Source organism: Bacteroides sp. 1001136B_160425_E2, from assembly GCF_015559655.1.
GTDB classification, from domain to species: domain Bacteria; phylum Bacteroidota; class Bacteroidia; order Bacteroidales; family Bacteroidaceae; genus Bacteroides; species Bacteroides luhongzhouii.
This window is the reverse complement of the sequence record NZ_JADMQH010000002.1, coordinates 54209-66455: the sequence shown is the minus strand read 5'-3', so window position 1 is coordinate 66455 and position 12247 is coordinate 54209. Positions and strand designations below refer to the sequence as shown.

Annotated in this window: 9 protein-coding genes; 1 reads left to right on the top strand and 8 read right to left on the bottom strand. The window is 38.6% G+C overall.

All coding sequences use genetic code 11. The features are described 5' to 3' along the window. Positions 1 to 16 precede the first annotated feature (16 nt). Entirely contained in the window at positions 17 to 493 is a 477-nt protein-coding gene (locus I2I04_RS02220; RefSeq protein ID WP_004314742.1) for a Dps family protein, read from the top strand. A gap of 95 nt (positions 494 to 588) precedes the next feature. Here I2I04_RS02220 and I2I04_RS02215 read toward each other — a convergent pair whose 3' ends face one another. The 8 genes from I2I04_RS02215 to I2I04_RS02180 all read right to left on the bottom strand — a co-directional run bounded on the left by I2I04_RS02215 (position 589) and on the right by I2I04_RS02180 (position 12123). Next, complete coding sequence (locus I2I04_RS02215) at positions 589 to 2163, bottom strand: sulfatase (RefSeq protein ID WP_195654185.1); 1575 nt, start codon at positions 2161 to 2163, stop codon at positions 589 to 591. A gap of 95 nt (positions 2164 to 2258) precedes the next feature. Beyond that, on the bottom strand, positions 2259 to 3287 hold the full coding sequence (locus I2I04_RS02210) for an Ig-like domain-containing protein (RefSeq protein WP_195654184.1): 1029 nt from the start codon (positions 3285 to 3287) through the stop codon (positions 2259 to 2261). Between the two features lie 33 nt (positions 3288 to 3320). After that, entirely contained in the window at positions 3321 to 4445 is a 1125-nt protein-coding gene (locus I2I04_RS02205) for a DUF1735 and LamG domain-containing protein (protein ID WP_195654183.1), read from the bottom strand. Between the two features lie 20 nt (positions 4446 to 4465). Further along, positions 4466 to 5416 (bottom strand): glycoside hydrolase family 18, encoded by a 951-nt coding sequence (locus I2I04_RS02200; protein WP_195654182.1) that lies wholly within the window; start codon positions 5414 to 5416, stop codon positions 4466 to 4468. A 26-nt stretch (positions 5417 to 5442) separates the two neighbouring features. Next, entirely contained in the window at positions 5443 to 7044 is a 1602-nt protein-coding gene (locus tag I2I04_RS02195) for a RagB/SusD family nutrient uptake outer membrane protein (RefSeq protein WP_195654181.1), read from the bottom strand. A gap of 22 nt (positions 7045 to 7066) precedes the next feature. Then, entirely contained in the window at positions 7067 to 10372 is a 3306-nt protein-coding gene (locus I2I04_RS02190; protein WP_195654180.1) for a TonB-dependent receptor, read from the bottom strand. Positions 10373 to 10546: 174 nt separating this feature from the next. After that, on the bottom strand, positions 10547 to 11536 hold the full coding sequence (locus I2I04_RS02185; RefSeq protein WP_195654179.1) for a FecR family protein: 990 nt from the start codon (positions 11534 to 11536) through the stop codon (positions 10547 to 10549). Between the two features lie 47 nt (positions 11537 to 11583). Then, entirely contained in the window at positions 11584 to 12123 is a 540-nt protein-coding gene (locus I2I04_RS02180) for an RNA polymerase sigma-70 factor (RefSeq protein WP_143257225.1), read from the bottom strand. Between the last annotated feature and the right edge of the window lie 124 nt (positions 12124 to 12247).

The following is a 12247-nucleotide window of genomic DNA, read 5'->3' as shown; positions in this document are numbered from 1 at the left end:
ATTAAAAATAAAGAATATGAAAACTTTAGAATTTATCAAACTGAACGAATCGGGAGCAAACAACGTAGTGGCATCTTTGCAACAACTATTAGCAGACTTCCAAGTGTATTACACCAATCTCCGCGGTTTCCACTGGAATATCAAAGGACATGATTTCTTTGTTCTCCACAGCCAATTCGAAAAAATGTACGACGACACAGCCGAAAAGGTAGACGAAATTGCAGAACGTATCTTGATGTTGGGCGGTACTCCTGCCAACAAATTCAGCGATTATCTGAAAGTGGCGAATATCAGTGAAGTAGATAAGGTGAGCAACGGTGAACAGGCACTGAACAATATCCTTCAGAGTATCAGTTATCTGATCGGTGAAGAACGTAAAATTCTGTCCATCGCTTCTCAAGCCGGAGATGAAGTGACCGTTTCGATGATGAGCGATTATCTGAAAGAACAGGAAAAACTAGTTTGGATGTTGACTGCTTATAATAGCAAGTAATCAAGATAAAAGGTTTAGGCTTTTAAGTGAGAAAGAGAGGATATTTCCGTTAAAGGAATATTCTCTCTTTTGGTGTTCTTTTCTTCTCTCCGGGATCAAAATGATTCGTCAAAAAGCTTCTGCATTTGTGGATATTTTCCATCTGTATCTTCTACTTCCATACGTAGTTTGATCATTTCTTTTTTCATTTGTTTAATGACAGGAGCATATTCTTTCTCATTATACACATTATGATTTTCTTCCGCATCTTTCAGTAAATCATAAAAATCCCACACCGGTTTAGTAGAAGCTTCCTGCCCGTCTGTCATATCCAATGGGTCGCCATAGTAAAAAATCAGTTTATAACGTTCGTTACGGATTCCCATATGTGCAGGACGAATGGTGTGATGTGTCCAGTAACGATAGTAAAAACTCTTACGCCAGTTTTCCGGTGTCCGCCCACAAAGATTATCGACAAAACTATGTCCTTGCATTCCTTCGAACGAGTTTATTCCTGCAAACTGGGCTAAAGTGGGAGCAAAATCAATATTCAAGATTAAATCTTTCACTCTCTTTCCAGCTGGAAGTTTTTTAGGATAACGAATAACAAAAGGCATACGGGCGGCTTCCTCATAAAACATACGCTTATCAAAGAACCCATGTTCTCCTAAGAAATAGCCTTGATCAGAAACATATACTACAATTGTATTATCGGCTATTCCCATATCCTCCAAGGCATACAACAGTTTGCCTATATTATCGTCTACTGTTGCTCCACAACGCAAATAATCTCTAATGTATTTTTGATATATGGCTTTACGGGCGGCTGCATGCTGCATCCCTTTAGTAGTAAACGGCAATCCTGGATAACGACACCACCATTTGTCAGGATCAGCAGAAGCTAATTCCCACCGTCTTCCTATTTCTTCTAACTTTTGCCCGACAAAACCTCTTCCATTAGTCTCGGGACCCCAATCCATCAGGTTCTCCGGTTCAGGGAAAACAACCCCATCATACAAATGTTCCATTCTGATTGGATAATCATACGGTTCATGGGTGGCCTTGAAATGGCAACACATCAAAAACGGCTGTTTATCTTCCCTGTTTTTCATCCATTCAATTGCTTTATCTGCCACAATATCTGTCGAAAAACCTTGTATACACTCACCAAAATTACGATTACCGGGCCAAGGATCAGTACTATTGATAAATAAGGGATCACGATATACACCTTGATCGTGAAAGATTGAATAATAATCAAATCCTTGTGGCTGTGACTTCAAATGCCATTTGCCTACCAAAGCGGTCTGATATCCGGCCTGCTTCAATATTGTCGCAATCGTAGGCAACAAAGTATCCAATGAATCGGCTAATGTATATACTCCGTTCTTATGGCTATATGCCCCTGTAAGAATGGAAGCCCGACTGGGTGAAGAAATTGAATTTGTACAAAAACAATTATCCAGCACCACTCCTTCGGAAGCTAAACGGCGAATATTAGGATTTTGCACATAATCGGCTAATATTCCTCCATAAATTCCCCATGCTTGAGAGGTATGGTCATCGCTTAGAATAAAAAGAATGTTAGGACGCTCGTCATCAGCGATTCCTATAGTCTTTTGTGCACAAACTTCTCCATTCGGATATGTTGATAGCGCACCCCATATAGCCAGTGAAAAAAATCTGTTCATTGTATTATCTTAAATACTTTCTACTTATTTCTTTAGAACACCTCTCGCTACCGGTTACCTGTAGCAAGAGGTGAGTCTTACCTATATAGCTCTTGTTATATTGCAGTTATGGTTATACGACCTGTATATTCAAATCCCATAGTAATCGCAGAATATGGAGGAGCTGCCAACCAATTAAACACTCCTTCAATAGTATAATTTTGAGTCTCAGCATCATATTGGACAGTGAACGAACCTGGATTATTTACATCCGGTTCTCTTTTTCCAAGACCCGCTGCTCCCAAATCTGCCATCAAGGCACCTATTTGATCTTTTGAATATTCTCCTGAAGGCAAAGTCGTTTGCCCATCAAGTTGAACTCCAACAACATTGCCAGTAGCATCTCTTAGATTCAACAACAAATTGCCCCCCATGGAGTAAGCCACTACAGTTGTAAATTTAAACTGTACATCTATATCTGAAGCATCTCTTACCTCTATCGCAAGCTCAGTAGAAGCTCCCCCTCCATCATTTGCAATTATCTCGACAACCGCATTACCAGCTTTAATAGCAGTAATTACGCCATTTTCCAATAAAATAGCCTCACTTTCCTCCTTTAAACGATAGGATACAGATTTGTCAGCCGCATCATCCGGCAATACGATGTGATTGTTATTCAAATCGTAAGTACTACCCGTTGTCAGTCTCAGGCTTCCAGCTCCACCAGCCACAATGATTTCCTCAACCTTCACCACATAATCTACAGCTACTCTATATTTGGACTGAAACCTCACCACATTTGCGTTATCCACCAATGTAACAGTCAGTTCTGCCTCACCTGAAGCAACACTCGTAATTACCCCTTCCCGATCTACAGTAAAAACTTCCACATTGCTCGAGCCAAATCTGAAAGAGTATTCCTCCAAATTGCCAGCATTGTCCGGAATAACACTCACATGCAGGGTGGTGGTAGTTCCTAATCCCTCAAGCGTAATAACTCCTTCTTCGGTCATTAATTCATTTTCAACAGAAACTCCAGTAACAGGATTCTTCACCGCCTCCGCCTGATAGATTTCGTCATCATCACTACAAGCCGCGCATATAGCAGTCATAGCGAACATTAAATATAGTAATTGTTTTTTCATACTTGCCTAATTATTAGTTGATTGGTTGATTTTCTATTCGGGACAACGTACTCCTTCTGTCCAACTAAGAGTCTTATTAATGTCCCAGCCATTACCAGTCCAGTCTTTGATTACCGAACCTTCTCCTTCATTAAATCTCCAATAAGCAATCATATCCTGATAATAATCCGGAGAAATATAACACATATTATTCTGAATCTCATTCTGCGTCAGAGCTTTCTTCCATACACGGACTTCACTTATAGATCCATCCAAGTAACGGGAATTCAACGAGGAACCAATACAAAATCTACGTTTATCTGTCTTTCCACACAGAACAATAGGTCCACGTGGTGCATCTACTTGTCCATCCAGTTCACCATTAACATAAAGTTTAATACTGGAACCATCAAATACAACGGCAAGATGATACCATTTGTCAACTTCAAATTCAGTTTTTCCCGTTACAGGGAAACCGCCACCAGCCAATTGTATTTGATTCGGTTTAATAGTAGTATCTCCAAATCGTAATAAGAACTCCTCTTCTACTCCCATTACAGTACTAATATAGGGACTAGCTGTAGCAAACTTATTAACCTTGACCCTTGCTTCCATTGTCACCTGCGGAACACTTGCCAATGAAGGTTCACTTTCAAAAGGAAGTTGCATATTAGTGCGAGAAAGAGTAGCGGCATTAACAATCATCACCTGATTCAATACAAGATACATTGTCCGGGAAGACTCTAAAACAGGCATATCTCCAGTTACATCCGTGATAGTCAAAGGTACACAATAAGTGACTCCCTCTTCTAAATTTGTAGTCCTCAATAAAGAAATGATTAATTGTTCTGAAATGTTCCCACCTGCTTTCAACACAATCTCATTATTGGATAACATATAATCCTCGGTCGGGACAATTTTATATTTTTTCCCGTACAGCGCGTTATAGCCTTCCAGTTTATCCGGATCTACTTTGATTCTTATAGATTGATCACTCATAGTCTGGCAAGAAGCTGAAACCGTCACTCCGATTTCAGTCGGTCCATCTATAGTATACTTAACAGCAGGAGAATCTTCCGTACCGGTAAAGTATAAAACATCTTTAAATGTTTCCGCATTTGTACAGGCTGACAGTATGCCTACCCAAAATATAGTCAATAATATGTATTTTACCTTCATATCTTTTTTCTTTTTAGACATTATTTCTTTGCAGGATTCATTATCTGAATAGCTTCACGAAGATATTTATATTCAATATCCGTATGGTTGTACTCATATTCCATATGATAACTTCCCACTCCTCCTTTATGTTGATCTTCCGTTATATTTTCCGGCTGCCAACGTGCCATTCCAATCAAAGAAGGAATAGTACCCAACTCCGGATCAGCGTAATTTACTCCTCCCGTTGACCAATAACTTTCAAAATTTTCCGTAGCTATAAAACGCTCCGGAGCAATATATTTACTCACTGTATTAAACCTACTTTGCAGTGAGGACGGTCTAGAAGTACCATATGCCTGCGCAACTGCATAATCAGCATATTGCCATCCTTCTTCTGTGATTTTTTCAATGAATCCGTCTACACAAATAAGCTTGTCTTCTCCCAGATTAGCACGCATTTCTCTCAATAGAGTAGTCATATTCACTGCCTTATTGAATAAATCACTTCCACTACACTCATGGTCAAAGTCAACCCCATCATATCCATATTTGAAAACACTGTCAGCCACGGCCTTTGCTACGGCTGGAATATTTTCCGCTACATTTTCAAAGTTACCGGGAAAGTTAGCCATATTATGGGAAAAGATAGTAAATGTCACTTTGGTACCGTATACTTCTTGCACATATTTCAAGTCTTCAATCTGTGCAGGGGTCAAACTATGCCAAGTTCCCCAAATAGATACCACATCTACGCTATCGGGCAAGTTACGCAAATATTTTACCGGAGACGTTCCGGTTGCTTTCCAACCTCCGAACCATCCAAAAGCCAACTGATGTTTTGACTTTTTATAAGCTCTCAAATTTTCGTAATATTGAGTATCGCGCACTACAGGCTTTTGAAGTGGAATATTTTCTATTTCTGTATCACATGCTACTATAATTATAGCCAATACGAAAAAACAAAAGATTCTATTAATTATTTTATTCATAATAATAAAATTAAATACATGATTAATTATTTCTTATCCCACCACAACTTTACATTTCCATAGTCATTACCACCAAGAAAATCAGTCACGGCTTTATTGACCTCCGTTGTATTTGTATCATACTCTGTAGATGGGAATGGAATACGACGGGGACCGGACTTATCTACCTGCCCTGCACTAGCATTCGTACCATACAAATCAAACAACTTGGGATAACCGGTGCGACGATATTCACTCCAAGCTTCTTGTCCTTCCGGAAACATGGCAATCCACTTTTGCGTAATAATACGTTCCAGCTTCTTATCCGCCACATCATTTTCATTCCATGCAATGGTAATCGTTGATACTGCGGCCACACTACCCAATGTTCCCGATGGCGCAGTAAACCGTACAGGTTTATACGTATCACCTCTTGTCAAATAATCACCTAAAGCAACTCCCCATTGTTCAAAAGATTTCGTGATACCTGCCTTATACAGTTCTTCAACTTCACCACCCATATTCCAGCCATGGAGTTTTCCTTCTGCACGCAAAAAATAAATTTCCGCTGCACACATCCATTGAACGGGGCTTTCGGCAAATATATTCGGAGAAGACAACTTGACATAATTTTTCTTATCCGTAACATTGACTCCCAACCGGGCACCATGAAATTTATCACTGGCGTCTCCATATTCTGATTCCTGAAAATATTTAGAAAGACGGGGATCGTTATATCCCTTCATTATAGACTCAATATCAGCTCCCATACGTACATCCGAATAATTGTCCCAACAAATTTTCAACGGATGGAATACCGAGATTCCGTTTCCGGATTGCAACAAAGCATTTTCAGCATTTTCTGTAATAACTCCGTCTTTTACTGCTTCTTCGGCTAATTTCCGTGAAGTTTTTCCATTCACCTCAAATCCATTCACATAATATGTGCGCATAGCCAAACGTAGTTTTAAGGAATTTGCGAACTTCAACCATTTAGTAAAATCACCACCATATACCAGGTCATATTTATTTAAAGGTTTACTTCCCGGATGGATAGCAATATAATTCTGCAACTCTGCTATTGCTTCATCCAAGTCTATAAAAAAAGATTTATAGATATCTTCCTGCGAATCATAAGGAGTTTCTAATCCCCCGTGACCATATTGCAAATAAGGCAAAGGTCCGTATATATCTGTTACTCGATGCATAGTTGCCACCTTCAATATCTGCGCAACCGCATAAGCCTCCGGGAATTCCTCCTTGCCATTATCCCGGATCTGTTTCCAGGCCGGCATCACATTAGTAAATGCCACTTTAAAAGCAACATCATTCCATTTGTCATATCGCAAATTATAATGAACTGCAGAGCTCGTCCCCCACGTACCGATCGGAGTCATATAACCGGAATGCATATCCCCACACAAATTTTGAGCACGTTGAAACTGATTAGCATCGACATCACTGGTAGGTATTACGTCCATCTGCATAGCAGGAAAGAAGTTACCGATTTTCATCAATCCGACTAACATGTCTTCAGGAACTTCAGTAGGGTTGGTATTCCATTCTTTATAATTATCAGTACATGAAGTAATCATCATAGCTACTCCCAATGTACATACTATACGTCTTATTTTTCCTAATCTTTTCATTGTATTATTCCTTTCTGGTTAATTAATATTGGAATTTCACACTAAACCCAATGCTACGTACACTTGGTTGCATAAAATAATCAAACCCTTGATAATATGTACCCGTAGAAGCAGATAACTCCGGATCAAAAGGTGCCTTATTGTGGAACATGAATAGATTTTTGCCAATGAGCGACACTGTCAGATTTTGTATCTGGTTACCAAACCATTTTGTCGGGAAAGTATATCCTAAAGTCGCTTCTCTAAGCCGTACATTCGTCATACTATAGACGTAGTTTGACAGGACTCCGGTCGAACCATTACCGAGCACATTATAATAATCTTTTGCAGTCACCCGACCGCTATTAAGGTTTACTCCACCATTATCACGTGCTATAGCCGATGTTTTAGAAGTTCCATAATAATCCATCTTAGCTTGTGTAGCCGAAACACCTACTCCACCGATACGAGCATCAATCAGGAAACTAAGATTAATTCCTTTCCAACTAAAACTGTTGTTCCATCCCCAATTGAATCGGGGTGCCGCACTACCGGCTTTTATCCAAGTGTTCGGATCAGCTTCAATAGCACCGGTATTCGCGTCAACTTTGATATTGCCCAAATAGTCCATCTTCAACCCTGTCACATAAATATCACTCAAAGTACCTCCCTCTTTCACTATCATCTTATAGCTTCCTTGAGGATTGAAAGGCTCTATTTCTGTAATGGAAATAGGTTCTCCTGTAATTGGGTTGGTAGCACCACCAGGCAACAGATAGACAACCTTATTACGATTCATTGTGAAAGTCAGATTTGAATTCCATTTCACAGGCCCAAGATCGGTATTGATACCCAAACGAGCCTCAATCCCCCAGTTGTTTACCTTACCGCCATTCAGCATATAATCACTGTAACCTGTACTTGGCGGCATGGTATAATTAATAAACTGGTTGTAGGTATTACTATTATAATAGGTAAGATCAATATTCAGCAAATTCTGAAACATTTTCAGGTTCATACCTACCTCTACCGATTTTGTACGTTCAGGTTTCAGGTCAGGATTCAATAATCTTGAAGAGGTATTGACAACACCATCTTTTATAGTATATGTAGGCATCGTAATCTGTCGCATCGGAGGATTACCAACTTCACTATATGAAGCTCTGACTTTTAAAAAGGAGATATATGCTTTTGACAAATCAACAATCTCACTAACAACTGCCGATACCCCTACCGACGGATAAAAGAACCCGCTTCTCTCATTATCAGTATTAGCGAGAGTAGAGAACCAGTCATTACGGGCAGTCAAATCCAGATATGCCCAACTCTTATATCCTAATTGGAAAGTTGCAAACACGGCCTGATTATTATCTATATATCCGCCCTGTTCGGCCTTAGTATTTGCACCATTCTTACTTATATTGTTAAAAGAGAAAAAGTTAGGAACACTCGCCAGATGCCCTTCATAATTCGTCATTTCATAGGTTTGATGATTGAAACTGGCACCTAGGTTTGCTGTAATCCCCCAATTTTCCCAACGCTTGTTAACTTGGGCCATAACATCACCGTAGGTATTTTTATATCCCGACTTCATATTCATATAATTACCATACTCTGATGCAAACAATTGGTCGGAAGAGGCCGCAATTTTACGTTCATAGGTGTCATTGCTATTATCTATACGCATACGGCCAACAACATTCATCCAGTCAAACACCTTATAATTCAAATTTGCCGAGAACATATAACGTGATTTATGATTACTCATATTCTCACGATTTACAATCCAATACGGATTTTCGATTGCCATTCCCTGATTACCATAAGGCCAGTATTGCACATCATAATATTTCTCACTATTATAACGTTCATATACTTTATACTTATTCAAATCATCCCCTCTGGGCATAAGGTATAACGCCACAAGAGGATTATGGTACTGCCCCTGAGACATCATATTATTGTCATTGGTGATCACATAAGAAGCACTCATGTCCAATGTCAATTTATCTTTTATTAATTCAGTGGTATTACGCAAGGTAAAATTATACCGGTTATAAGTATTATTAGGCATAATACCGCGCGCATTAGTCGATGCTGCTGAAAAATAAGTCTGATTGCGGTCATTACCTGCGGACAAACCTAACGAGTTCGTTTCTGTGAACCCTGTTTGAAAGAAATCTTTAGGTTCCCATGTGGCATCCTTTTTAGCTCCCCAACTGGCAAATTCACCTTCCACCGATCCATAAGTTGTTTGAAATTCAGGCATTACCAACGGACTCATAAACTGAGTATCGTTGGAGTAATTAATTCTCAATTTCCCTTCTTCTCCTTTTTTTGTTGTAATCAGCACAACACCATTGGCACCCTGCGAACCATAAAGAGCTGCAGCCGCCGCACCCGTCAATACGGACATTGACTCGATATCATCCGGATTTATACTGGAAATCCCATCACTATCTCCTCCATCGGCATTCTCATAAAAGCTTTTTTCCTGATTAGAACGCATAGAAGCCATAGGAATACCGTCGATTACATATAAAGCATTGTTGTCATTCGTTATAGATTTCAAACCACGCATCACAACACGGGTGGAACCACCAATACCGGACGCACTTTGATTAATAGTCACACCGGCAATCTTACCTGCCAGGCTATTCATGAAGCTAGCATCCTTTACAGTAGTAAGATCGGCAGCTTTCATTTCTTGTACATTATAGGTCAATGATTTTACTTCGCGTTTGATACCCAAAGCAGTAACGACCACCTCATCCAACACTTCATTATCCGGACGCATGGTTATACTATAAAAATCCTTTCCGGAAACGGCTATTAACTGAGTGGCATATCCAATATAAGATACTTTCAAAGTAGAATTAGCCAAAACTGACATAGAGAAATTTCCATCCAAATCGGTGATGGTACCAGTATTAGTACCATCCACTGCTACATTCACGCCAATCAAAGGTTCTCCCTTCTCATCAACAATTTTTCCTTTTACAGTCTTTGTAGTCTGAGAGTTCGTTTCCTTTTTCTCAGGAACAATCATGATGTACTTATCTGTCAATTTATAAGAAAATCCGGTTCCTTTCAAAATTGTATTTAGAGCGGCTTCTAGTGGTTGGTTGACAATATTCAAGGATAATTGTCGCTTATCTGAAAGTTGAGACTGATTATAAGCAACAGATAATTTGGATTGTTTTTCAACTTCGATTAGTGCATTCTGCAAAGTGATTTCTGCATTTTTTATAGTAATACGAATATTACTTTGGGCAAATACTGCTGTTTGTAGTATAAACAAGCAGCAAATAATTAGTGTACTTTTAGCTGTTTTTAGATATAAATTCATATCTTCGTAGCGTTTTTAGTGTTAAACTCATAATATTAATTCCATCAAAAGTTAAGTATTTTACTTTTTAATACTAAAAAACTTATTTCATATCCGGAACTAGGCGGCATCCTATTTCCGGATACTTTTTTACATAATGATATTTTTTAAGGTTAAACAATCAAGTTTTTTATTCTATTCTACTGTTTTCATGTAGCAAATATTCTTATCTATTTTGTAAGTGAACTTTCCTGTTACTTCTTTTATCACTTCCATCACTTCTCCAATATCTGTATTCTTGCTAAAGCTAAAATTATATTCATCGTTAGTAAACAAATTCGTATTATATTGGAAAGTAATATCAAAGCGCCTTTCCAAAGTCAACAAGATTTCTTCCATAGTACTCCCACGAAATATAATCTGTCCTCTTTGCCAAGCAGTTACATCTTCCAAATTCGCATCTGCTACTTTACTTTGAGCTGTCTTTCGATTATAAACGACCTGCTGTCCTGGCCTCAAAATATAAGAATTATCCGACTGTTCATAACCGACTTTTACCTTACCCTGAATCAAAGTAGCAACCATCTCCGGATCTTCAGGATAAGCTGACACATTAAATTCAGTACCCAAAGCCGTAACAGACATATTTGCAGATCGCACAATAAAGGGCTTATCCGGATTCTTCTTAACCTTGAAATCAGCTTCACCTATCAGATAAACAGTACGGGTATCCCCTTTAAACGCATCCGGATAAAGCAATAATGTACCAGAATTCACATATACCCGACTACCATCCGGTAATTCAAACTCATGTGTTTTTCCATCAGGAATATATTGTTCGATCATTGCAACCGTTTTCTCTTTAAACGTATTCTTTGTTAACCAAAATGTACCGGACACTGATACAACAAACACAGCGACTGCTGCCGCATATTTCCAGGGAAACAACCGATATTGCTTTTTAGTGCCGGCAGATACTCCGACTTTATGATATACATTCTCTAAAGAAGTCCATGTGCCTGCATCAATTTTTCCTTCTGTTTCGTTCCATAATGTATTCAATGCAGCATCTTTTTCGTCAGCATGTTCTTCATCCAATAACCATTGATGTACTTCTTTGGTTACATTCTCACTATGCTCGGAAGCAGTGAATACATTGATAATTTTTTGAATATAATTCTTCATTTTAGATTTGCCTTATATAATATAGACAACTTGCTAAAACGGACTACTCAACTGAAATAGAAAAAAAATGCAATTAAGATGACTTTTTTTAATTCTTGTAGTGCAAGATAAATGTGGCGCTCCACTGTACGAATAGAAAGTTGCAGTCTATCAGCAATTTCCTGATTACTCATTCCGTCTTGCCGGCTCATAGAGAAAACCTTTCTACGTTGCTCCGGCATATTATCTAAAGTAAGTTTTATCAGAAGTTGCAGTTCCTTTGCATAAAGCTTGTCGTATATATCAAATTCAAAAGAGGGAGAATCTTCCTGCAACAGCTTCTCCTGATAACTAAGTTCTACGGACTGATGCTTCAAAAAGTTATAGATCTGATTACGAGCCATCGTATAGATATAACTATCCCATGTTTCTTTGTTTTCCCAGATTTCCGGATTATCCCACAGTTTGACAAATATATCCTGGGCAATATCTTCAGCATCTTCTTCCGAACGCAAAATCTTCCATGCAAAAGCTTTTACCTTCGGAAAAGTAAGAATGAAAAATTGCTCGAATTTCTTCTTCTTTTCTTGTTCACCAATATGTGTCATCAGAGATTTTCGGTTATTATCATTTTTTATGGAAGCCAAAAGTAGAAGCTTTTGCACAAAAAAACAAATAATACCAGCAATAAAAGTTATTTTACTATTTTGTGATTCATATTTATCGTTTTAA